Source organism: Microbulbifer variabilis (assembly GCF_052468405.1).
In genome coordinates, this window is sequence record NZ_CP174343.1 from 3090745 (window position 1) to 3113405 (window position 22661).

A 22661-nucleotide genomic window follows, 5' to 3' on the forward strand; every position below is an offset into this window, starting at 1 on the left:
GAGATTTACCTTGCCAAGTTACGGCGAACTGCGGTTCGCCTGAATTAAGGACACAATGGAACAGCGAGTCGTAACCCTTTTTCACCACAGTCTGGAAGCCACCATGAACGCCGGTGAGATACTGGCGCCCCTGATTGCGGAGGCCAGTGAGATGGTGGTGCACACACTGCTAGCAGAGAGCAAAATACTTCTTTGCGGCAATGGTGTCAGTGGCGCCCTGGCGCAGAGTTTCAGCTCGCAATTAACTGGCGGCTTCCAACGCGAGCGCCCCGGCCTGCCAGCAATGGCACTCAATAGTGACGGTGTCTCCATGGGCACCGTCGCACAAAATCATGGCAGTGCGGATACTTTCGCCCATCCAGTACGCGCTCTTGGCCAACCCGGCGACCTGCTGATAATAATTAGTAGCGATGGCGGGGACTCCAACTTGGTACAAGCTATGCGCGCCGCCCGAGACCGCGACATGGGAATCCTGGCCCTCACCGGTGGAGATGGTGGCGATTGCGCTGCCCTCTTGGATAACCACGATATTGAACTGCGCGTGCCTTCCGATGTCGCAGCAGAGGTACACCAAGTACACCTTCTGACTATTTTTTGCCTGTGCGACTTGATCGACAGCAGCCTGTTCGGTGGCTATGAGGACTGAACCATGAAAACAAAACTATCTTCTGTTGGAAAATGCCTTCTGGCCGCGCTCGCCATAGCCTCTCTGCTTGGCGGCTGCAGCACAGTTATGGAGGCCACTCACGATGGCCCCATCCAGCAAGACCCAGGGAAACGCTCGCTGGGAACTTATATCGATGATGAGAGAATCGAAACCATTGTCACAGTGAATATCAACAAAGCCCACCCCGACCTGAAAGCAGCAAATGTTGACGTAACCTCCTTCAATGGGGTGGTTTTGCTCACAGGCCAGGTACCCAACCAGGAACTTCGCATGCTTGCCGGCCGCACTGCTGAGCAGGTTCAGAACGTACGACAGGTGTACAACGAGACACAGGTACGCGGCAAAGTCACCTTTCTCGCCTCCACCAGTGATGCCTGGCTGACAACTAAAGTGAAAACCAATTTGCTTGCAGATAAGGAAATTGATGGGGCTCGCATCAAAGTGGTAACAGAAAATGGGGTGGTTTACTTGATGGGGCTTCTGACCCCGGCGGAAGCAGAACGCGCTGCGGGCGTAACCCGTTCAATTGGTGGAGTACAAAAGGTCGTAAAAGCCGTGGAGTACATCAATTGATACAGTGATGTTGTACCCCATTTAACAATTTGATATCCGAATAAAAAACGGAGGCTAAGCCTCCGTTTTTTATTGGTGAAGCTTTAAGCCAAAGTTACAGGCGCTCAATAGCTATCGCCGTGGCCTCACCACCACCGATGCAAAGGCTAGCAATGCCCTTCTTAACATCGCGCTTCTCCATAGCGGCCAACAGGGTGGTCAAGATTCGAGCACCGCTGGCACCCAATGGATGGCCTAGGGCACAAGCGCCACCGTTCACATTAACCTTATTCCAGGGGAGTTCCAGCTCACGCATGGCTGCCATGGTTACCACGGCGAAAGCCTCATTAATCTCAAACAGGTCAACATCGGCAGCAGACCAACCGGTGTTTTCCAGCAACTTATGCATGGCACCCACTGGGGCAATAGTGAACCACTCGGGCTCACGGGCAAACTGAGCTTGCCCTTTGATAACCGCTAATATTTTGAGTCCGCGCTTATCAGCCTCACTTTTTCGCATCAGTACCAATGCCGCAGCGCCATCGGAAATAGAACTGGAGTTGGCTGCAGTGACAGTGCCATCCTTGCGGAAAGCCGGTTTCAACTGCGGGATTTTGTCTGGACGAGCACTGCCTGGAGCCTCATCTACACTGACGACTACCTCTCCACGCCGGGAAGCAATGGTTACCGGGGTAACTTCACGGGCAAAATCACCACTTTCAATTGCTGCCTGGGCACGAGCCAGGGACTCCAGGGCAAACGCATCCTGCTCTTCACGAGAGAACCCATACTTATCCGCAGTACCCTCAGCAAAAGCACCCATCAATTTGCCGTCTTCGGCATTCTCAAGGCCATCGAGAAACATGGAGTCCTTAACCTCACCGTGCCCCAGGCGCATGCCGGAACGGGCTTTAGGCAAAAGGTAGGGGGCGTTGCTCATACTTTCCATACCACCGGCAACAATGACCTTGCCCTCCCCCAACAACAGCGCATCCCGGGCCATCATCACAGTCTTCATACCAGAACCACACACCTTATTGACGGTAGTACAGGGCGTGCTGTCTGGAATACCTGCTGCCAGCGAAGCTTGGCGCGCAGGCGCCTGTCCCACACCTGCTGGAAGCACACAACCCATCAGGACTTCATCGATATCTGCGGGGGCTACCCCTGCATCTTCCAGAGCCGCACGAATTGCCGCTGCGCCCAACTGTGGGGCACTCAAGGAGGATAAGCCACCCTGCATGGCACCCATCGGGGTCCTCGCCATTCCGACGATCACTACGGGGTCTGAAGTTACATCACTCATTCTGTCTGCTCCCAGTTCTACACCGCCCTCTCTGCTGTGGCGGCAATTGTGTTTTATAGTCGCCGCATTATAGCCGAAGCACTACCCTGCTCCGCCAGAGCCAGTTTCACTACTAGCGTCGCCCGGCAGATGGAGCGTGTTACTATCGGCGCCAATCATAAGAAAAAGTGGCGAGAGGACTTATGGAGTTATCGAGCATTATCGTGCTGGTGGTTATTGCTGCACTTTTGTTTTATGGAGTAGGGATTTATAACAGACTGGTTTCCCTAAAAAATCGCAATGAGAACGCCTTTGCACAGATAGAGGTACAACTGAAACGGCGCCACGACCTGATCCCCAACCTGGTGGAAACTGCTCGAGGTTACCTGAAACACGAGCGGGAAACCCTCGAAGCCGTAACTGTTGCGCGCAATACCGCCATCAGCGATCTCAAGGCAGCAGCCTCAAACCCGTCAAGTGCCACTGCCATCGGCAAACTTGGCCGTGCAGAGAGCACCCTGAATGGCGCCCTGGGACGCTTTACTGCAGTAATGGAGGCATACCCGGACCTGAAAGCCAACCAGAACATGATGCAACTCAACGAGGAGCTGAGCAGTACTGAGAATAAAGTTGCCTTTGCACGGCAGGCATTTAACGACTCGGTCACAAATTACAACATATACAAACAAAGCTTTCCGCCAGTATTGCTGGCTGGTTTTTTCGGGCATCGCGCCAATGCCCAACTGCTGGAATTTGCCGACTCAGATGCCGCTCAGGTAGCACCTCGTATCGAGTTTTAAGCGATGAATTTTTTTGAGTACCAGGATCGCGCCAGACGAAACAGCCTCCTGCTTGTAGGGCTTTTCGCTCTAGCCGTAGTTTTGCTGATCTCCCTGACCACTTTAGTCGCTGCCGCAGCGATAGCGCTCTCTCGCGGCCAGCCTTTTTCATTCAGTACTATCGAGCAATTACTGGGCTGGCAAACTGTGATATCCATCGCCCTGACGATTGCTGCCATTGTCGCCCTCGGCAGCCTATATAAACTGCACCAACTCAACGCCGGCGGCAGCGCAGTGGCCGAATCCCTCGGCGGACGCAAGCTCAATATTGCTCCACAGAATTCCAACGAACAACGCGCACTGAATGTTGTAGAGGAAATGGCAATCGCCTCAGGTACCCCTGTGCCGGATGTCTACCTGATTGAGGATGATGCGATCAATGCATTCGCCGCGGGCTCCAAACCCACCGATGCAGTGATCGGCCTCACTCGAGGCTGCGTTGAAAACCTTAATCGAGAGGAACTGCAAGGTGTAGTGGCACATGAGTTCAGCCATATCTTAAATGGCGATATGCGTTTGAATATCCGTATCGTAGGAATGCTGAACGGTATCCTGATTATTGGCCTTCTCGGCCATTGGCTGGTTCGCGGAATTTACCCTGGCAATCGAGAAAACCGAGGGCGTGCGGCTCTGTTTGGGCTCGGCGCAGCATTAATGGTTGTGGGCTATACAGGAACCTTCTTCGGCAACCTGGTTAAGTCTGCAGTTAGTCGCCAACGGGAGTTCCTTGCAGATGCCTCTGCAGTACAATTTACCCGGAACAATACAGGTATCGCTAGCGCACTAAAAAAGATTGGCAGTTACGGCTCAAAATCGACTCTGACCAGCGGCAGGGCAGCGGAATACAGCCATATGTTTTTTACCAATAGCATGAAGCGTTCGCTATTTAACCTCTTCGCCACACATCCGCCTCTGTCAGATCGTATCACCCGACTCGACCCCAGCTGGAATGGCCTTTACCCCGACAATACTAATAACGCCTCACAATCACAGCCCCCTGCATTTGTTGAGTCCGCGCAAGTATCCACTTTCGCAAAATCCGCACCCTTCCAGGCAGCGCTGGATGCTGTAGATAACAGCATTGCCAACCCGAGCGAACAACAGGTGCAATACGGACGCCAGCTGCTTCAATCTATTCCCTCTGGACTTCAGCAGGCAGCTCATGACCCCTTCGCCGCACGCGCGCTGATTTATCACCTGCTGTTACACAAGGACGGGGCAGAGCGGCAAGTACAACGCGAACTACTCAATAAAATTGCCCATCCAGCAGTGGTGCGGGAAATGCGACAACTGGAGACACAGCTGGAAAGCCTGCCCAATAGTGCACGCTTGGCCCTGTTGGATCTTTGTGTTCCCGCACTGAGAGCACTGGTCCCTCAGCAGTATCAAGTATTCAAGAGAAACCTGATCAAACTGCTGCACAGCGATGGGAAAATTGAGATTTGGGAGTGGGCCCTATATCGGGTACTGATGCACGCACTGGAGGGCTCTCCTGACCGACAGCGGCTTTCCAATAAAAAGGGAGCCAGCAAAGATGCCAACTGTTTCCTTCTCGCCGCTATCGCCCATTCGGGCAATAGTGAGTATCTACCTGCCAAAAGGGCTTATGAGCAAGGCCTCAAGGCTTTGGGTATAGAGGTCACACCACTGCCAAGTCACAAGGATATAAATTTACCGCGGCTCGACAAGGCCATCGCCATTGCAGGACAGATGAAAGCTCTGGATAAACCGGCATTGTTAAAGGCAATGGTACTAACCCTAAGCCATAACGGGGTGATCAAGGCAGAGGAAATCGAATTGCTCCGGGCCGTAGCAGATAGCTTGGACTGCCCAATGCCACCTCTGCTACCAGCGCAGCCATAAATCGGGTCGACTAACCAACAGGCCGGCATTGCCGGCTTGTTTCCACTTATTTATTAAACGTGATGCTGATAGACAGGGCCTATTCCTACGCTCCACAAAATTACCGAAGTAATTAAGACAGTAACCATCATGACAAGCGCCACAGTGAGCACCGCACAGGCATAAAGAAATGCCCGCTCTTTGTTCATCTTCATCAAAATTGGGATACCGGCAAATACCAGATAGATTGAGTACATCCCCGCAATGCCCACGGCGGCCATAGTAAGCCAAGGGTGGGGGAAAAGAACCACAATACTAGCGAGGAAAATTGGCGTAGTGATAAAGACCGCAAGCGCGGTGCCTTCATAATGGCGTGTAGGTTCATCACCCTCGACACCATAGGACCTCGCCATCCAGTTAATAAATTCCCCAAGGCAATAGACTCCGACCAGTAACGCAAAGTAGGTCACTATAGACAAAACTGCTGCACTCTCCGGAGTCAACTTGGCCAGATGCCCCCCTACCTCAAATCCCACCCGTGTGACACCAAAGTAGCCGGCAACTGTAGGGATCAGAGCCAGAAATGGAACATGGGTCACGAAAACCTGGAAAAAAGAATGTCTATCCGCTCGGATGGCTTTCCACTCTTTTTCAGGATTAGTAAGAATGCCGATTGTGTGACTGAGTAATCGCACGCTGAAACTCCCTTCAATACCCTGCATTGCAGTATCGGGGGACGGCGCGGAATTAACCAATGCGAATAAGAAATTAGGCGCCACTTTTAAATCAGGTTGATTTATATCAAGCGCGAACAGAGACGCGATTCCGGCCGCCCCGCTTTGCCTTGTAAAGGGCCTGGTCAGCGGCCTTAAGGACAGTATCAGGCCCTCTGAACTCCTTACCCCTCTGAGCGAGGCCAATACTAACGGTTACCTTAATCTGTTGATCTGAACGGCGTTCAGAACGCCACAATTTAGGACCGGAAATACGTCCTCCAGAGCGCAAGCGCATGGGATAGGCCGCTATTTTCTCCCGAATAAGCTCCAGCTGTCTTTCTGCGGCTGAAAGGTCACGACCAGAAATAATTAGCACAAACTCCTCCCCCCCATAGCGAAATAATTCCCCTGACGTATTTCGAGCAATCTGGGTAGCAACCATTCGCAGTACCTGATCACCGACCTGATGACCAAAGCGATCATTCAATTTCTTAAAGTAATCGATATCAATCATGGCAATAGAATAATGCCGGCCGGGAGTGAGCATCCGATACCTGAAAGCCCTCCGAGACCGGACTCCGGTCAACTCATCGCGGAAAGCCAGCTCATAGCTGCTACCCAGCAGCGAAAAGATAAGTAGGAAACCAGCTACTGACATTAAAGGAACCAGAGGCATCCCACTCCAGACTCCATACAACGTAAGCAAGATGCAGCTGAATAACCCCACAGCCGTGGGCCCGGGGTAAAGAGCCAGCAGTGCCAATGCGCCAAGTGAGGCCGCCATACAGGCCAAGAGTGGTAAAGGTGGGGAAAACCGGTCAAGAGCCAATAGCCAAGCAGGCAGATGCTGCAAAGAAAACATCTGAGCTAACGGCCCATAATATTTCTGCAACCAGAATAGGGCTATCCCCTGTGCACCCAGGATCAACAGCCAAGCGACCCCAAAATTACTCCATATGCCACGGTCGCGGCTGCAGCTAAATAACATCAAGTTGAGGGCGATCAACCCCAGATAGAGGGAAAAATCCTGCTTCAACAGTATTTCGAGACTGATCGTCCCATAGAAAAACATTAATAGTAATGCGGCCAGACCAACTCGGCTTGAGCGATAAAATAAACTGAGCAGCAGCGCTGTTACCAATAACAGAAAAGGCAGCTGGACATTGTTCAGGGACGCCAGATCGAGCCAGGGTAAATGTTGGGCAAGTGGCAAAATCAGGAGCAGTCCGGGCAACCAGCTAAAACGCAGCCACTGCAAATACGACGGCATGGTAAATTGGGAGCAAGAAATAACAGAGAATTATACGCACCTGATAACAGTAATTTCTTAGACTAGGCGCACAAAAGAGAAGACCGACGAAAACAAAAAGAAAAAATAAAAAAGGGGCAAAACTGCCCCTAGAAATTTTTTAAAGCCGAGCTTATTTCACAACGCGCAATGCGGGCTTCTTCACCGACTTTTTGCCCAAGCTGGTGGGCGGGGTAGGTTCGGGCGGTTCTGGGGTTTCTTCTGCCTCAAACACCATACCCTGGCCATTCTCACGAGCATAAATTCCAACTACCGCGCCAACCGGAACCTGGATATCAGTGGGAACCCCACCAAAACGCGCATTAAACCTGATCGCATAGTTATCCATGGTCAGCCTCGCAACAGCACTTTCAGAGATGTTTAGCACTATCTGCCCATCATCATTAACATGCTGTTGTGGCACCAGCACCCCGGAAAGGTGCGTATCGACAAGAATATAGGGAGTGCACCGGTTATCGGTAATCCACTCGTAAAATGCCCGCAAAATATATGGGCGATTGGAGGTCATGACCGGCTTACTCACCTAACTACCCTCAACGCATTTCCCGTTCGTACTCGGTAAGGCTCTGCTGGAACGCTTCACGGGCAAACAGGCGATCCATATAATCCAGCAGCGGCTTCACTTGCTTAGTCTTGGGCAAGCTGATTTCGAACTGCTCGAGACGCCAGAGCAGTGGAGCCATACAGCAATCCACCAGGGAAAATTCTTCATTGAAGAAGTACGGCAGCTCAGTAAACATCGGCGCAATGCCAACCAAGCTATCACGCAGCTCCTTACGGGCGGATGCAGCATCTTTGCCTCCTGCCAGAATTTTATCCACCAGCGGACACCAGTCGCGCTCAATGCGATGCATAATCTGGCGACTTTGAGCGCGCGCAACCGGGTAAACGGGCAGCAGCGGCGGGTGTGGGAAACGCTCGTCAAGATACTCCATCATAACCTTGGTTTCGAAGAGCACCAGATCGCGATCAACCAGAGTCGGCAGCGAATTGTAGGGGTTGAGGTCAGCGAGCTCGGCGGGCTTATCATCCGAGTCCACATCTATGATTTCTACGGACACCCCTTTCTCTGCCAGTACGATACGCACCCGATGGCTATAGTGACTGCGACCATCAGAGAAGAAGGTCATAGAGGAGCGCTTGTTGGTAGGCACACCCATGTTCAAACTACCTCAAACTTGTTGGCCGACAAACACCGGCCTTTATTCAAAATATAAAAGGGCGGCAGAGTATCTCCACCACCCATCAAAAAGAAACCTGCAAATCTTAGTGGTGTATGTCTTTCCAGTACTCGCGGTTCAGCAGCCAGGCAAAGATAAAGAATATAAAAATAAACGCCAGCACATAGAAACCAATGCGCTTGCGATCTTCTGCCATTGGCTCTGCAATGTACTCCATAAAGTTGACCAGGTCATACATAGCCTGATCAAACTCTTCCGGATTCATGGAACCCTTCACACTACCAACCTTGAGGCTGCCACAGTCGGCGTCCATGATCGGGTTACCCAGCTCATCGCGCACGATCTTACCATGGTCGCGCTTAGGACCAGGGGCACATTCCGGCAAGCCCTGCAGCTCCATCAATACATGCGGCATGGCGACACTGGGGAATACCAGATTATTCACACCGGTAGCACGACTGTCATCCTTGTAGAAACTGCGGAGATAAGTGTAGAGCCATTCCGGTGAGCGGGAGCGGGCAACCAGCGTCAGGTCCGGCGGCGTGGCGCCGAACCATACTTTGGAGTCATCCGGGCGCATGGAGATCTGCATCAGGTTACCGATCTTGTCGTTACCCAAGATCAGGTTCTCCATCATCAGCTCTTTGGGGATATCCAGATCTGTAGCAACACGCTCCCAGCGGGAATAGTTGGCACTGTGACACCCCATGCAATAGTTGACGAAGTACTTGGCTCCACGCTGCAAAGACGGCTTGTCCTGAAGGTCGATACTAATAGGGTCCAGCTCAACACTGGACTCAGCGCCTACCGCTTTGATTGGGATAAAGGTCAGCAGGCCAACAACCACAATACCGATAAACAGAATACCGAATGTTTTTGCTCCAGATGGGCTGGTTACACGCTCAGGCTCTGGGTATACCTCATCGCGGCTAGTAATCCAGGGCAGCAAGGCGAAGAAAGCTGCCAACAAAACAGTCACTACTCCCATAAAGGTATTTACCGAGAAGTTAGCCACTGCCATCCACAGGAACAGTACACCGAAGCCGATGCTTACAACCCAGGAACCCACTCCCTTGCGCTCCTTTGGATTCGTCCAGACCGGCATGGTCAGGAAGAACGCAAAATAGAACAAGGTCGCCACCTGAGACAGGAAGTTACGCTCTGGGGTCGGAGATTTAACCCCCAGGTAACCCAGGATAATAAATACCGCTGCGAACAAAAGGAGCAAACCTTTTGGCAGCCAACCTTTGTAACGGATGGAACGTACGGGGCTCTTATCGAGCCAAGGCAGTACAAACAGCACCGCAATGGCCGCACCCATAGCCACCAAACCAAGGAACTTGGCTGTAAGAGGACCAATATCCATAGTTACCGCACGCAAGATCGCGTAGAACGGCGTGAAGTACCAAACAGGTGCAATATGGGGAGGGGTCTTCAGTGGATTTGCTTCCTCGAAGTTAGCGTACTCCAGGAAGAAACCGCCCATCTCAGGGAAGAAAAACACAACAGTGGCGAAGATAAACAGGAATACCGCAATACCCACCAGGTCATGTACAGAATAGTAAGGGTGGAAAGGTACGCCGTCTTTGGGGATACCGTTCTCGTCCTTATTTTTCTTAATCTCGATACCATCAGGGTTGTTAGAACCCACTTCATGCAACGCCAGGATATGCAGGACTACCAGCAACACAAGAACCAACGGCAGTGCAATAACATGCAGGGAAAAGAAGCGAGTCAGCGTAATGCCTGAAATCAGATAATCACCGCGAATCCACTCAACCAGGCTATCGCCAATACCGGGTATTGCACCGAACAGGGATACAATTACCTGGGCACCCCAGTAAGACATCTGACCCCAGGGCAATACATAGCCCATAAAGGCTTCAGCCATCAGCACCAGGTAGATACACATACCAAAGATCCACACCAGCTCGCGGGGCGGCTTATAAGAGCCATACATCAATCCGCGGAACATATGCAGATACACAACCACAAAGAAAGCAGATGCACCCGTCGAATGAAGGTATCGAATCAGCCAGCCCCATTCCACATCGCGCATGATGTATTCAACAGAGGCGAAGGCACCTTCAGCCGAAGGATTAAAACTCATCACCAACCATATACCGGTCAGAAGCTGGTTAACCAGTACAAGCAGTGAGAATACGCCGAAGAAGTACCAAAGATTAAAGTTTTTGGGCGCATAGTACTTGCCCATATGCTTATCCCAGGCCTGGTAGATCGGCAGACGCTGATCTACCCAGTCACCGAAATCTGCTAGCCATTTCATGCAGTGCCCTCCTGGTCTACACCAATCACGATTACCTCATCGCTCTCATAGGAATAAGGCGGAACTTCCAGGTTGGTAGGTGCAGGAACACCGCTGTAAACACGGCCGGCCATATCGTATTTGGAACCATGGCAGGGGCAGAAAAAGCCGCCCATCCACTCATCACCACCCAAATCGGCGGCGCCCACTTCCGGGCGGTACATAGGTGCACAACCCAAGTGTGTACACAGGCCAACCAGAACCAACAACTTTGGTTTGATAGAACGATTTTCCGGATTTACATAATCTGGCTGGATAGATTCCTCAGAGTTGGGATCGCGCAACTGCGGCTCCACTTTCTCTAGATTTTGCAACACTTCATCGGTGCGGCGTACTACGTAGACCGGCTTGCCGCGCCACTCAACAGTAACCATCTGGCCCGGTTCAAGTTTGCTAATGTTGTATTTAACCGGAGCACCAGCAGCTTTTGCCTTGGCACTCGGATTCCAGGAAGCGACGAAGGGAACGGCAACCCCAACCGCTCCCGCACCACCAACAACTGAGGTGGCAGCGGTTAAGAAACGGCGCCGTCCTACATTTACACCGTCATCACTCATGACGTAGTTCTCCCATCACAGCGATCCCGGATACACCGGAGATGCGCTGGCCCAAACCCAAAAAGTCTTGAAAGAAGTCCCGCTCCGGCAGATTGCCCGCGCGAATAAACCCCACAAATCAAGCGGATACAAATCCGCGCAATGTTAAAGAAAATGCCATTTTGATACAAGGCAAAGACATAGGAACGTCGGGAATTACGCAGCGAAACAGCGAGAAATCGAGCAAAGCATCACAAGCACTGCTCAACACACCAAATGCCGGAGATAAAAAAGCCCGGCAGATGCCGGGCCCAAAAGAAAGCTTAACGCTTGGAGAATTGCGGCTTCTTACGCGCTTTGCGCAGACCGACTTTCTTACGCTCAACCTCACGAGCGTCGCGGGTAACATAACCTGCGGCGCGCAGCGGTTGACGCAGCGCTTCATCGTACTGCATCAGGGCGCGAGTCAGGCCGTGACGGATAGCACCCGCCTGACCAAAAGAACCGCCACCTTTTACAGTTACAGTAACATCGAATTTTTCAACCATATCGGCTCTTTCCAGCGGCTGACGCACGATCATGCGAGCCACCTGACGACCGAAGTATTCGTCCAGGGTACGACCGTTTACAGTGATCTTGCCCTCACCAGGCACGATAAATACACGAGCAGTAGAGGTCTTGCGGCGGCCGGTACCGTAGTATTGAGTAGTTGCCATCAGATTTATTCCCGTTTAGATCGCCAGTTCAGTCGGCTGTTGAGCCGTGTGAGGATGTTCACTACCGCTGTATACTTTCAGCTTCTTGAACATGGCGCGACCCAGAGGACCCTTCGGCAGCATGCCTTTTACGGCGCTCTGAATGGTGCGCTCGGGCGCTTTCTCGATCAGCTTCTCAAAACTGATGGACTTGAGACCACCGGGGTAGCCAGAGTGGCTGTGGTAGATCTTGTCTTTGGCCTTATTGCCGGTCACGCGAACCTTTTCTGCATTAATTACGATAATGTAATCGCCAGTGTCCACGTGGGGCGTATATTCAGGCTTGTGCTTGCCGCGCAGGCGGTGGGCGATCTCGGCAGAAATACGGCCGAGGGTCTTGTCCGCAGCGTCAACAATGTACCAGTCGCGTTTTACCGCTTCCGGCTTGGCACTGTATGTCTTCATGTTATAAACACCTGTAATATGACCCCCTGAATTAGGGGCCGTCCCACAAAAGAGCGCGGATAGTACAAAAGGAGTGCTCGCTTTTCAAGCGATATTTCGACGTGTCACGAGGCGTCATTAGTCGGGGCGATGCGCCCGCTCCAGGTACTCGCGGGACTGCATTTCCAGTAGGCGACTAACAGTGCGCTCAAACTCAAATCGCAGTTGTCGCCCACCATAAAGTTGATCGGCCGATACCTCCGCCGAGATCACCAATTTGACGCAACGGTCATAGAATTCATCAACCAGATTGATGAAACGTCGCGCCTGGGCATCCATCCTTTCATCAAATCTGGGCACCGCAGCGAGCAGCACAGTCTGAAACTCCCGCGCCAGTTCGATGTAGTCATTTTGTGAACGAGGCCCATCACAGAGGTCAGCAAAATCAAACCAGGCCACATCATCAGCTACTTTAAGTGCACGAATAGGCCTCCCCTCCACCTGTAAATCCACATCGCTTCGAACCTCACAGCCATCCACGCTCAACTGTGTAAAGCTGTGCGATAGATTTGCGATCGCAGCGTCATCCAAAGGCGCATGATAAAGCTCCAGTAATTCAAGGGTACGCAAGCGATAGTCGGTACCTCCATCAACATTAACCACTTTGGTATGACGTTGAAGGAGCGCAATCGCCGGCAAAAAGCGCGCCCTTTGCAAACCATCTTTATAGAGCCCCTCTGGCTCGATATTAGAGGTAGCCACAAGGGCCACCCCGCGACGAAATAAGGCCTCCAATAAACCTGCAAGGATCATGGCATCGGCAATATCGGACACAAAAAACTCATCAAAACACAGGACCTGGGCCCGGTTCGCGATCTTATCGGCCACCTTCTCCAGTGGGTTTTTCTCCCCAGCATACTGCTTTAAGCCCCCATGTACTTGGCGCATAAAACGGTGGAAGTGAGTCCGCTGCTTCCTGGGGAAAGGCAAGGACTCATAAAATGCATCCATCAAATAGGTCTTACCGCGTCCCACCCCACCCCAAAAGTAAAGCCCTCGCTCCGGACCGACATCCGCCCTGCGAAGGCGGGCAAACAGATTCCCAATAATGCCCCGCTCAGCCCTCTCGACCAGACGCCGATGCAAATCCTGCAACTCCTGCACCGCCGCTCGCTGCGAGGGGTCCTCAATAAAATCCGGGCGCTGCAGATCATTCTCATAACGCGCTATCGGGGAACAAAATGACGGGTTGGCAGGAGGCATAAAGGAAGATTCTTCAACAACTGTATTACTGGCGCGCACTCTATCAAATTCACTATAGCGCCGCCTAGATAGCAGAGAAGCCGCCATCAGCCCTAGGCCCACCCACTCAACCCAGTGCAATTCGCCAGGAGCCAGCGGCAATTCGGAACTGCAGGCTAACCTGCGTGTCGCAATTTACCAACAGTATTAATTGTCGGGTTAATAATCGCGTATACTGGGTCCGCTAACATGGGGTTGATAGTCACTTGAGGGGGACTACCCGAGGCGTGGGGCAGTGCCACTACCGCGCCGGCATCCATCACGGATCGCCAATGCCATATAAAAGCAAGTTGAGGAGGTAGTAAGTGCACTCTACATCGGTATTAATTCTAGTCGGCGTCCTGGGCATGACCTTGGGCGCCCTGCTGGCATTCCTCGCAGTCCGCGGACGCAGCAGCGTCGACCGCACTCAGGAACTCGAGCTACGCCTGCGGGAAGCCAATAATAAAATGGAGGACTTCCAGCTCCAGGTAAACGAGCACTTTGACCAGACATCCCAGCTCGTTCACAACTTAACCGAAAGCTACAAGGAAATTCACGAGTATTTATCCAACAGCGCTCTGCGCCTTTCCAGCCAGGATATCGGTCGACAAATGCTCGAAGCCGGGAGCGGCAAGCTGAAGGAGGATGACAAACAACTTCAGGATATGGAGCCCCCTAGAGACTGGGCTCCCAAGGAGCCCGGAGCCAAAGGTACCCTTGCGGAGGATTACGGCCTGGAAAAAGAGGCACACGCAGGAAGTTAGACTTAGCCATCAACTGTTACTTCGGCAGAGCTTTCAGTTGATAACCCAATTAAAAAGGCGGGATAACCCGCCTTTTTAATTGGAAACTTTACAAACTCTGATAGTAATCCATGAGAATTTGCGCCACCTCTGGGCGAGAGAACTCTGGGGGCGGAGCGATACCATTACCCAACATCTCACGCACCTTGGTACCAGATAATAGAATGAAGTCCTCTTTAGAGTGATCCGGCACATCACGCATCATCACGACCTTATTCAGCTTTTTTGAATAGGCGGTATGGTCAGCACGAAAGATTTCAATCTCCAATGCACCCTCGGGTACCCTTCCATCAAAAATAGTCTGGGCATCAAAAGCACCATAGTAGTCACCGACACCCGCGTGGTCGCGCCCAACGATCAAGTGGCTGCAGCCACAGTTTTGGCGGAAAACGGCATGCAGTACAGCTTCGCGAGGGCCCGCATACAACATATCGAAGCCATAGCCTGTAACCATTACAGTATTTGCCGGGAAGTAAACTTCCACCATCTTACGAATTGATGCATCCCGAACCGGCGCTGGAATGTCCCCTGGCTTTAGCTGGCCCAGCAACATATGAATCAGCACACCATCGGCTTCCACAGCCTCCAGCGCCATTTTGCATAATTCTTCATGGGCTCGATGCATCGGGTTGCGTGTTTGAAAGGCAACCACCTTATTCCAGCCCCGCTCGGTAAATTCATTGCGAATTTCCACAGCCGTGCGGAAAGTATCCGGGAAATCATTCTGGAAATAGCTGAAATTGAGCACTTCGATTGGGCCGGAAATTAACTTCCTCCCAGCTGACTTAAAGGTCGCAACGCCAGGATGTTTTTCATCGAGCGTGCCAAATACCTGCTCAGCCATGCTATTCATTTGTTCATCAGTAATGGTCTCAATGGCTTCTACATCCATTACCGCCAGCACTGGGTTGCCCTCAACATTGGGGTCACGTAATGCAATCCGGGAAGCACCTTCTATAGCACCGCAGTCCTCTACCACATTCAAGACAGGAACCGGCCAAAAGAGACCATCAACAGTGCGCAAGGTCTCAGCCACACTCAGCGCATCGGCCAGATTCATATAGCCGTGCAGCGGATTAAAGTAACCAGCCCCCAACATCACTGCATTGGCCGCCGCGGCAGAGCTGACCACAATCGAGGGCAGCGACTCCGCTTCATGCATCAGTTGGTGATGCCTTTCACTGTCGTACACAAAGCGCGGCTGCAGCTCAATACTGCCATGGGGGCGAACTAGGGACATGCTGGTCTCCAAATACAAATATTGCCGGTTAGTCTTAAATTTTCGACGGGCCATTATACGCACTTGCAGGATGCGACCAATGCCAGCCCATCACAGGAGACGGGATTATAGACCCTGCCAGTCCACTCTAATAATTACCCTCCAAAATCTGGTTAACCTCCCCCATGGGAAGGCGCAAGGGGAAAGTGCTATCCAAAAGCGACAAACATCAAAATTGAACAGTGATGGCAAAGGACTTAAAGGAGCATTTAGGAGGGGGGCTTCCATTCACAAAGCCAACTTAACTTGTAGTTTCCTATCAAGGAGGCACCACGTGAGTTGGGCCAACAAAATATAGCAGCGGCCTTTTAGGCTGCTTCTAGATACACGAGAGCACGATCTGAAAGTAGCCTTGAGAAGCTCTGTATACGGCAATTAACTGGGCATAAAGCCTTTGCTTTGAAAGCAAAATTTTACATTACAAATTTGATTTTTGAGATAGGCACGGAAACATATAATAACCCACGAACAGATTGGGCCATAAACGATAGAACAGCAGATAAACCTACAGATAAGAGGCAACAGCCAATAAAAGAGCTGTTTCCTTAGGCCAGCTGTGTATGGACCTTATATTGCCATCTCCACCCCAACACTTCGCATATCAACCTTAAAACCATGAGTAAAGGCCCATATCTACTGACATAAACAATCATAAATCTCCTTTGTCTCTCCTCGGCCAAAGACAGCAAAATGCCCCTCCCGGCGATTCCATTCCAAGACGTGTGTATAATCAGCGCAAAGAGGAGTCGAGAGTGTCCCAAAATCGCTTTTTACAAGACTGGGCTTTACCCATTCTGGTAGGCCTGGCCATGGCGGCCTTGCTGTTAGTTATATTCCCGCAATTGCGTGGCACTGCTCCAACCCCCAAAGGCGGAGATTGGCAGGGCCCCGTATCCTATGCCCATGCAGTCAATGTTGCAGGACCTGCTGTGGTTAACATTTACACCCGTATGGCCCTGCCCCAGCGACAGCACCCACTATTTAATGACCCCCTTTTTCGCCGTTTGTTCGACAATATGAACGTTCCCCAACGGGAAAGGATGCAATCAAACTTAGGATCAGGAGTTATCGTTAGCGACAACGGTTACATCCTTACCAATCACCACGTAGTGGATCAGGCAGACGCCATAGTCATTTTATTAGCCGACGGCCGCGAAGCCCAGGCCCGCATGGTCGGTAGCGATGCTGACTTTGACCTAGCAGTTTTGAAAATTGAACTCGACGGACTCACTTCTATCTCTGTTGGTGAGCCAGAGTCAGCCCAAGTGGGCGATGTCGTTCTGGCCATAGGCAACCCTTTCGGGGTCGGGCAGACGGTCACCCAGGGGATTATTAGTGCCAAAGGGCGTCACTTGGAGAACTCAGGAACCGGCAGCCATCTGCAAAACTTCCTGCAGACGGATGCCGCTGTCAATCCCGGCAACTCCGGTGGAGCACTGGTAGACTCCCGCGGTCGCCTGCTCGGGATTAACACCTCTATCCTCAATCAGTCCGGCTACTCCGGTGGCATTAGCTTTGCAATTCCCGCTAATATCGCCTTCAAAGTTATGCAGGATATTATCGCTTATGGTCGTGTGGTGCCGGGGTGGCTCGGTATCGAAGCCAGTGCCATCAGCCCACAGATGGCTCGCGAGTTCAAACTCTCTTCCTCAGGCGGAGTCATGATCACCGCAATTTACAACGAGAGCCCGGCTCATAGTGCAGGCCTCAAGCCAGGGGATGTGATTACCCATATTGATGGCCTGCCAATTGGCGATGGTAAGCAAGGTGAGGCAACTATGGCTACACTCCGCCCCGGAGATACCATCTCGATCACTTTTACCCGCGAAGGTGCCTCCCACACAGTGGAAGCAACAGTTTCTGTGAAACCAGAAACCACTACGACAACTGAGTAACCATTGGAAGGTGCAAATATGCGTGCAGCCATTCTGTTTATTTTTCTAGCCCTAGTTGCTGGGCAGACTCAGGCCGATGACCGCAAAGATTTACAGAAACTCCTAGACAACTTTATTGCTGGTGCCGCTAATAGTACAGAAGTCCATAAACGTTTTTGGGCCGAGGACCTGATCTACACAAGCTCATCGGGCAAACGCTTTGGTAAGAGCCAAATAATACAGGGGATGGAAAGCAGCTCAACTGAACCTGTAACAACAAGCTACGCTGCAGAGGATGTAGATATCCGCTTACTGGGTGACACTGCCGTCATTGCTTTTAAGCTGGTGGCCAATGATACCTCTAGCAAGGAAACCAGCCACTTCTTCAACACAGGCACTTTTGTGAAACGAAATGGCGAGTGGCAAGTGATCGCCTGGCAAGCCACTAAGATCCCGACTGAGAGCTAAATGCCATATGAGGCGGTCAAAAAGAAAACCGCCTCTTTCAATTCAGGTTAATTAACCACTTGCTTATCACGCCAATTCGCACGAACTTTTGCCATAAACTTGGATTCACTAGGAACACCTGCATTCGCAATTAACCCACGAGCAAATGCCTCCACCTCCGCCCTATTCCTCCCCACTCCGGCAAAAGAAGCACGAACCTTGATAAATTTATCCTTGCGCACAAACAGGTAAGTGTGTGTGTCAAAACGCTCCCCATCTGCTGCAAGGAAATGACCGGAAAGACGTGTTACCGGAGTCGCCTCTCCATGAACACTCCAGATCTCAGAAACCTCTTCACCGAGATCCAGGGATTGCCAACGCGCCTCCCTTTCAACTAGAGCCAATTCCCGCCGAATCCTTTCGACCTCTCGAATTTGCGCTGACTTTGGGTCTTCCCAATTCCAGTTAGGTATTGGATAAACGAAAACATCCACAGAGTCAAAGTGAAACTGACGGTGCACATAACGAGTTTGCGCACCATAAAGGGGATGATTAGCCAGAACTAAAGGATTGCTTACATACTCTCCTACTGACTCCGGTAAATTGAGAGTTTGGTGATAGTCACTGGCCTCTATCGTTTGGAAAAGTAACTCTGGGGCCATGACCTGATCTTGCTGCAAGCGAGATATCAACTCTGATGCAACTGCCTTTGCAAGATCCCGATCGGCCTTTCCGGCTGGGGTGAGTAGACTTATTCTTGATGTAAATGGAATTTCAAACTGATAGCGCCTTAATGGCAGGCCGTGCCAGGTGAGTGTTGCATCAATATGTATATCACGGCTCGTACTCAAGGGAGCCAGCATCATCGTTGCACCTGCGATTACGGCCCCACCGATATCCTCTGCTCCCTCCTCCAAATATCCAGCTGAAGTAATGAGCAGTTGGTACGGAACTTCATCTTCACCCAGCAGGACCAAATCAAAAATGCCCGAACTCTCGAGCTCCCTGTGCAACTCCTGATAATCAATCACATCGAACTGGCAGTGCTTAAGAAGAGATCCATTGGCAAACTCATCACAACGCCGCTCAAAGTCTGGCTCTGGTATTTTGGCAAACAAAGTGACAGGCGGCAGACTCTGTGGGTCCTGCATATAATCGGCAACTACGAAGTCATTGGTTGTCGCACAGGCGACAACCAGTAATGCGACAAAGCACAGAAGTGTTTTTTTCATCTTATGCCTTCCGACAAACTATTTGCACAAGAGGGCAAGCTGGCAACTTAACGCTTTACCCGATAGATGGCCGAGCGCGCATGGGCCTCAAGGCCTTCCCCACGAGCAAGAGTAGCGGCAACACGGCCGAGTTTATCGGCGCCCTCAGGAGAGCAATAAATAACAGAGCTGCGCTTTTGGAAATCATACACACCCAGTGGCGACGAAAAACGTGCAGTTCCACTGGTTGGCAGCACATGATTAGGACCCGCACAATAATCTCCCAAAGCTTCAGCAGTATAGCGCCCCAGGAAAATTGCACCGGCATTGCGAATTTGTGGGAGAAGGGACTCTGGATCTGCTACAGAAACCTCAAGATGTTCAGGAGCTATGCGATTGGAAATTTCCAATGCTTGCTTCACAGAGTCAACCAGTATCAAAGCCCCACGATCAGCGAGGGACTTAGCCGCAATTTCTGCTCTTGGCAGGTCGGTTAACTGGCGCTGCAGGGAGGCCTCCACTGCGTCCAGGAATGCCGCATTCGGGCACAACAAAATCGACTGGGCCTGCTCATCATGCTCAGCCTGAGATAGAAGGTCCATAGCGATCCAATCGGGATCGGTAGCACCATCACAAATCACCAATATCTCCGAAGGGCCCGCAATCATATCAATGGCTACATGACCAAACACCGCGCGTTTAGCAGCGGCAACGAAAACATTGCCGGGACCCACTATCTTATCCACAGCAGGAATTGTCTCAGTGCCATAAGCAAGAGCAGCTACAGCCTGAGCCCCACCAATGGTATACACCCTGTCAACACCTGCGATTGCCGCAGCTGCCAGAACCAGATCGTTAAGTACCCCCTCAGGAGCGGGCACTGCCATGATGACGGAATCGACGCCCGCAACCTTCGCCGGAATCGCATTCATTAATACGGACGACGGATAGCTGGCCTTACCACCGGGTACGTAGATACCAACCCTCTCCATCGGCATAATTTGTTGGCCAAGTACAGTCCCATCAGCCTCGGTATAACGCCAGGATTCCTGCCGCTGATGCTTGTGATATTCACGCACTCGCTGTGCGGCAGTCTCCAGAGCTTCACGCTCATCAGCACCAATACGCTCAAGTGCTGCAAATAAATCGGATGAGTCAAGTGCAAACTCTTCCGCCAAGGCTAACTCGCGACTGTCAAAACGATTGGTATATTCGATGACGGCAGCATCACCACAATTGCGTACTTGCTGGAGTATCTCCGCAACAGTCGCCTCAACGCTCTGACTAGCCACCGTCTCCCAGGACAGAAGCTGCTTCAACTCTGTATCAAAATTATCAGCGGTGGCATTCAGCCGGCGAATACTCTTCTTAGTCATGATTTCCTAGACTTTTTCACTTTATGCAACTGCCGCTGCCAGCTTCTCAATCAAGTCGCTGATAGGCTTGTACTTCATCTTCATGGCTGCCTTATTGACAATCAGACGGCTACTAATATGCGCAATAGTCTCACGAGCCTCCAGGCCATTGGCTTTCAAGGTATTTCCGCTATCGACAATATCTACAATCTCATCAGCCAGGTCCATTAGTGGAGCCAGCTCCATTGCACCATATAATTTGATGATATCTGCCTGACGCCCCTTGGCAGCGTAATGGCGCTTGGCGCTCTCCACAAACTTAGTTGCCACTTTAATCCGACCGCTAGGCAAAGTTGCACCCTTCACACCAGCAGCCATGAGGCGACAACGAGCAATTCCCAAATCCAGAGGCTCATAGATGCCATCTGAATGATGCTCGAGCAGGGTATCCTTACCAGCTACTCCCATATCCGCAGCGCCATGCTGCACATAGGTAGGCACATCGACACCTCGAAGAAGTAACAGGCGAATACCGTCACAGTTGGTTGGGAAAATCAATTTACGACTCTTGCCAAGGTCCTCCAGTGGCTCCAGCCCTGCAGCAGCGAGCAATGGTAGGGTTTCTTGCAAGATTCGCCCCTTGGTCAGAGCGATAGTGATTTGCATAGTCATGATAAGACCGGATTATTTTCTGGCAGCCGCCTCAAGAAAAGAGGCGGCGAGTTTCCCTTTAACCGGGTACGCGGCGAATATTCGCCCCCAGCTGCTGTAATTTTTCCTCAATACATTCATAGCCACGGTCAATATGGTAGATACGATCCACAGTAGTAGTACCCTCAGCCACCATACCCGCAATTACCAGACTGGCCGAGGCACGCAAATCAGAGGCCATTACAGGAGCCCCTTTAAGCTTCTCCACACCAGTAACAAAAGCAGTATTACCTTCCAGGGTAATATTGGCTCCCATGCGGTTTAACTCATGCACCTGGATCAAGCGATTCTCAAAAATGGTCTCAACCACTGCTCCTTTACCTTCAGCCACAGCATTCATCGCAGTAAACTGAGATTGCATATCTGTGGGAAATGCCGGATAAGGTGCCGTGCGAAAGCTAACAGCCTTGGGGCGATTCCCCTTCATATCCAGCTCAATCCAGTCATCCCCACAACTCAAGTGCGCACCAGCTTCCTCAAACTTAAGCAATACGGCATCAAGAATATCAGCACGAGTGTGCAATAAGCGTACTTTACCCCGTGCAGCTGCAGCAGCCGCCAGAAAGGTGCCTGTCTCAATGCGATCGGGCATGACAGTGAATGTACAGGGAGCTAACTTTGGAACTCCGTGAATACGTAAAGTATCAGTGCCTACACCCTCAATTTGCGCGCCCATGGCGATCAGGAATTCTGCCAAATCGACAATCTCGGGTTCCCTCGCCGCATTGTGCAGAACGGTTGTACCTTCCGCCAACACCGCGGCCATTAGCAAGTTCTCAGTGCCGCCCACAGTCACTTTTTCCATGACGATATTGGCACCTTTGAGGCGGCCGTTGGAACGCGCACGGATAAAACCACCGTCAATTGCGATTTCGGCGCCCATAGCCTCCAGCCCCTTGAGATGGATATCTACGGGACGGCTACCGATAGCGCATCCCCCGGGAAAAGACACGTTTGCCACCCCGTGGCGAGCTAATAATGGCCCCAACACGAGTATTGATGCCCGCATGGTTTTTACCAGTTCGTAGGGTGCTGTCAGGTCATTGACTGAACGGGGATCTATCTCTACACCTAGCTTTTCGTCAATTGTGACATCACAACCCATGCAGCGCAGTAGGGTGATCATAGTGGTGATGTCATTAAGGTGCGGCAGGTTGTGAATATGTACCGGGCCATCTGCCAACAGGGCAGCAGCCAAAATAGGCAGCGCAGAATTCTTCGCGCCGGAAATTCGCAATGTACCGGATACAGGGCTGCCGCCCTCTATTATTAACTTATCCATTCGGTCTCATATTTCGGGAGTCG

22 protein-coding genes are annotated in these 22661 nt (G+C 51.5%); 7 read left to right on the plus strand and 15 right to left on the minus strand.

Annotated elements, in window-relative coordinates; all coding sequences use genetic code 11:
• Positions 1 to 55: 55 nt before the first annotated feature.
• Both ACJJJB_RS14115 and ACJJJB_RS14120 read left to right on the plus strand, forming a co-directional pair.
• The gene (locus tag ACJJJB_RS14115) at positions 56 to 646 is read left to right on the plus strand and encodes an SIS domain-containing protein (RefSeq protein WP_020412612.1); all 591 of its coding nucleotides are present in this window, start codon (positions 56 to 58) and stop codon (positions 644 to 646) included.
• 3 nt (positions 647 to 649) lie between these two features.
• Positions 650 to 1240 carry a BON domain-containing protein gene (locus tag ACJJJB_RS14120; protein ID WP_282952649.1) on the plus strand — a complete coding sequence of 197 codons (591 nt, stop codon included), beginning with the start codon at positions 650 to 652 and terminating at the stop codon, positions 1238 to 1240.
• A 94-nt stretch (positions 1241 to 1334) separates the two neighbouring features.
• Here ACJJJB_RS14120 and ACJJJB_RS14125 read toward each other — a convergent pair whose 3' ends face one another.
• Positions 1335 to 2525, minus strand: a complete 1191-nt coding sequence (locus ACJJJB_RS14125) for an acetyl-CoA C-acyltransferase (RefSeq protein ID WP_445365067.1) — start codon at positions 2523 to 2525, stop codon at positions 1335 to 1337.
• Between the two features lie 182 nt (positions 2526 to 2707).
• Here ACJJJB_RS14125 and ACJJJB_RS14130 point away from each other — a divergent pair, with 182 nt between their 5' ends.
• Complete coding sequence (locus ACJJJB_RS14130) at positions 2708 to 3304, plus strand: LemA family protein (RefSeq protein ID WP_353376029.1); 597 nt, start codon at positions 2708 to 2710, stop codon at positions 3302 to 3304.
• 3 nt (positions 3305 to 3307) lie between these two features.
• Positions 3308 to 5206, plus strand: coding sequence for a M48 family metallopeptidase (locus tag ACJJJB_RS14135; protein WP_445365068.1), 1899 nt, complete (start codon positions 3308 to 3310; stop codon positions 5204 to 5206).
• A 53-nt stretch (positions 5207 to 5259) separates the two neighbouring features.
• Here ACJJJB_RS14135 and ACJJJB_RS14140 read toward each other — a convergent pair whose 3' ends face one another.
• The 9 genes from ACJJJB_RS14140 to zapE form a co-directional block, all read right to left on the minus strand.
• Positions 5260 to 5880: a Yip1 family protein gene (locus tag ACJJJB_RS14140; RefSeq protein WP_020412607.1), complete on the minus strand. Its 621-nt coding sequence runs from the start codon at positions 5878 to 5880 to the stop codon at positions 5260 to 5262.
• Positions 5881 to 5986: 106 nt separating this feature from the next.
• Positions 5987 to 7171, minus strand: a complete 1185-nt coding sequence (locus ACJJJB_RS14145) for a GGDEF domain-containing protein (protein ID WP_445365069.1) — start codon at positions 7169 to 7171, stop codon at positions 5987 to 5989.
• Positions 7172 to 7322: 151 nt separating this feature from the next.
• Positions 7323 to 7718: a ClpXP protease specificity-enhancing factor gene (locus ACJJJB_RS14150; protein ID WP_020412605.1), complete on the minus strand. Its 396-nt coding sequence runs from the start codon at positions 7716 to 7718 to the stop codon at positions 7323 to 7325.
• Between the two features lie 25 nt (positions 7719 to 7743).
• The gene (locus ACJJJB_RS14155) at positions 7744 to 8370 is read right to left on the minus strand and encodes a glutathione S-transferase N-terminal domain-containing protein (RefSeq protein WP_020412604.1); all 627 of its coding nucleotides are present in this window, start codon (positions 8368 to 8370) and stop codon (positions 7744 to 7746) included.
• Positions 8371 to 8476: 106 nt separating this feature from the next.
• A complete protein-coding gene (locus ACJJJB_RS14160; protein WP_020412603.1) occupies positions 8477 to 10678 on the minus strand; it encodes a ubiquinol-cytochrome c reductase in 2202 nt (733 codons plus the stop codon).
• Positions 10675 to 11274, minus strand: coding sequence for a ubiquinol-cytochrome c reductase iron-sulfur subunit (gene petA, locus ACJJJB_RS14165; protein WP_020412602.1), 600 nt, complete (start codon positions 11272 to 11274; stop codon positions 10675 to 10677). The genes ACJJJB_RS14160 and petA overlap by 4 nt, the downstream gene beginning before the upstream one ends.
• A 302-nt stretch (positions 11275 to 11576) precedes the next feature.
• Complete coding sequence (gene rpsI, locus ACJJJB_RS14170; protein ID WP_020412600.1) at positions 11577 to 11969, minus strand: 30S ribosomal protein S9; 393 nt, start codon at positions 11967 to 11969, stop codon at positions 11577 to 11579.
• Between the two features lie 15 nt (positions 11970 to 11984).
• On the minus strand, positions 11985 to 12413 hold the full coding sequence (gene rplM, locus ACJJJB_RS14175) for a 50S ribosomal protein L13 (protein ID WP_020412599.1): 429 nt from the start codon (positions 12411 to 12413) through the stop codon (positions 11985 to 11987).
• Positions 12414 to 12530: 117 nt separating this feature from the next.
• Positions 12531 to 13655, minus strand: coding sequence for a cell division protein ZapE (gene zapE / locus ACJJJB_RS14180; protein ID WP_026305001.1), 1125 nt, complete (start codon positions 13653 to 13655; stop codon positions 12531 to 12533).
• A gap of 344 nt (positions 13656 to 13999) precedes the next feature.
• Here zapE and ACJJJB_RS14185 point away from each other — a divergent pair, with 344 nt between their 5' ends.
• Positions 14000 to 14440 carry a Z-ring associated ZapG family protein gene (locus ACJJJB_RS14185; RefSeq protein WP_026305000.1) on the plus strand — a complete coding sequence of 147 codons (441 nt, stop codon included), beginning with the start codon at positions 14000 to 14002 and terminating at the stop codon, positions 14438 to 14440.
• Between the two features lie 88 nt (positions 14441 to 14528).
• On the opposite strand, the gene sat is transcribed toward ACJJJB_RS14185, so the two are convergent.
• Entirely contained in the window at positions 14529 to 15719 is a 1191-nt protein-coding gene (gene sat, locus ACJJJB_RS14190) for a sulfate adenylyltransferase (RefSeq protein WP_020412596.1), read from the minus strand.
• Positions 15720 to 16510: 791 nt separating this feature from the next.
• On the opposite strand from sat, the gene ACJJJB_RS14195 reads away from it, so the two are divergent.
• Complete coding sequence (locus ACJJJB_RS14195; protein WP_020412595.1) at positions 16511 to 17653, plus strand: S1C family serine protease; 1143 nt, start codon at positions 16511 to 16513, stop codon at positions 17651 to 17653.
• A gap of 18 nt (positions 17654 to 17671) precedes the next feature.
• Positions 17672 to 18100 (plus strand): nuclear transport factor 2 family protein, encoded by a 429-nt coding sequence (locus ACJJJB_RS14200; RefSeq protein WP_282952645.1) that lies wholly within the window; start codon positions 17672 to 17674, stop codon positions 18098 to 18100.
• 47 nt (positions 18101 to 18147) lie between these two features.
• On the opposite strand, the gene ACJJJB_RS14205 is transcribed toward ACJJJB_RS14200, so the two are convergent.
• From ACJJJB_RS14205 to murA, 4 genes are read right to left on the minus strand one after another with little or no spacing between them, the layout of a single operon-like run.
• Positions 18148 to 19311: a hypothetical protein gene (locus ACJJJB_RS14205; protein WP_020412593.1), complete on the minus strand. Its 1164-nt coding sequence runs from the start codon at positions 19309 to 19311 to the stop codon at positions 18148 to 18150.
• 47 nt (positions 19312 to 19358) lie between these two features.
• Positions 19359 to 20666 carry a histidinol dehydrogenase gene (hisD, locus tag ACJJJB_RS14210; RefSeq protein ID WP_445365070.1) on the minus strand — a complete coding sequence of 436 codons (1308 nt, stop codon included), beginning with the start codon at positions 20664 to 20666 and terminating at the stop codon, positions 19359 to 19361.
• Positions 20667 to 20687: 21 nt separating this feature from the next.
• Positions 20688 to 21317 (minus strand): ATP phosphoribosyltransferase, encoded by a 630-nt coding sequence (hisG, locus tag ACJJJB_RS14215; RefSeq protein ID WP_282952644.1) that lies wholly within the window; start codon positions 21315 to 21317, stop codon positions 20688 to 20690.
• A gap of 58 nt (positions 21318 to 21375) precedes the next feature.
• Positions 21376 to 22638: a UDP-N-acetylglucosamine 1-carboxyvinyltransferase gene (gene murA, locus ACJJJB_RS14220; RefSeq protein WP_020412590.1), complete on the minus strand. Its 1263-nt coding sequence runs from the start codon at positions 22636 to 22638 to the stop codon at positions 21376 to 21378.
• Positions 22639 to 22661 lie beyond the last annotated feature (23 nt).

Coding starts and splice junctions, on each gene's coding strand:
- ACJJJB_RS14115 (WP_020412612.1), top strand. CDS start 56: ATGGAACAGCGAGTCGTAACCCTTTTTCACCACAGTCTGGAAGCCACC.
- ACJJJB_RS14120 (WP_282952649.1), top strand. CDS start 650: ATGAAAACAAAACTATCTTCTGTTGGAAAATGCCTTCTGGCCGCGCTC.
- ACJJJB_RS14125 (WP_445365067.1), bottom strand. CDS start 2,525: ATGAGTGATGTAACTTCAGACCCCGTAGTGATCGTCGGAATGGCGAGG.
- ACJJJB_RS14130 (WP_353376029.1), top strand. CDS start 2,708: ATGGAGTTATCGAGCATTATCGTGCTGGTGGTTATTGCTGCACTTTTG.
- ACJJJB_RS14135 (WP_445365068.1), top strand. CDS start 3,308: ATGAATTTTTTTGAGTACCAGGATCGCGCCAGACGAAACAGCCTCCTG.
- ACJJJB_RS14145 (WP_445365069.1), bottom strand. CDS start 7,171: ATGCCGTCGTATTTGCAGTGGCTGCGTTTTAGCTGGTTGCCCGGACTG.
- ACJJJB_RS14150 (WP_020412605.1), bottom strand. CDS start 7,718: ATGACCTCCAATCGCCCATATATTTTGCGGGCATTTTACGAGTGGATT.
- ACJJJB_RS14155 (WP_020412604.1), bottom strand. CDS start 8,370: ATGGGTGTGCCTACCAACAAGCGCTCCTCTATGACCTTCTTCTCTGAT.
- ACJJJB_RS14160 (WP_020412603.1), bottom strand. CDS start 10,678: ATGAAATGGCTAGCAGATTTCGGTGACTGGGTAGATCAGCGTCTGCCG.
- petA (WP_020412602.1), bottom strand. CDS start 11,274: ATGAGTGATGACGGTGTAAATGTAGGACGGCGCCGTTTCTTAACCGCT.
- rpsI (WP_020412600.1), bottom strand. CDS start 11,969: ATGGCAACTACTCAATACTACGGTACCGGCCGCCGCAAGACCTCTACT.
- rplM (WP_020412599.1), bottom strand. CDS start 12,413: ATGAAGACATACAGTGCCAAGCCGGAAGCGGTAAAACGCGACTGGTAC.
- zapE (WP_026305001.1), bottom strand. CDS start 13,655: ATGCCTCCTGCCAACCCGTCATTTTGTTCCCCGATAGCGCGTTATGAG.
- sat (WP_020412596.1), bottom strand. CDS start 15,719: ATGTCCCTAGTTCGCCCCCATGGCAGTATTGAGCTGCAGCCGCGCTTT.
- ACJJJB_RS14200 (WP_282952645.1), top strand. CDS start 17,672: ATGCGTGCAGCCATTCTGTTTATTTTTCTAGCCCTAGTTGCTGGGCAG.
- ACJJJB_RS14205 (WP_020412593.1), bottom strand. CDS start 19,311: ATGAAAAAAACACTTCTGTGCTTTGTCGCATTACTGGTTGTCGCCTGT.
- hisD (WP_445365070.1), bottom strand. CDS start 20,666: ATGACTAAGAAGAGTATTCGCCGGCTGAATGCCACCGCTGATAATTTT.
- hisG (WP_282952644.1), bottom strand. CDS start 21,317: ATGACTATGCAAATCACTATCGCTCTGACCAAGGGGCGAATCTTGCAA.
- murA (WP_020412590.1), bottom strand. CDS start 22,638: ATGGATAAGTTAATAATAGAGGGCGGCAGCCCTGTATCCGGTACATTG.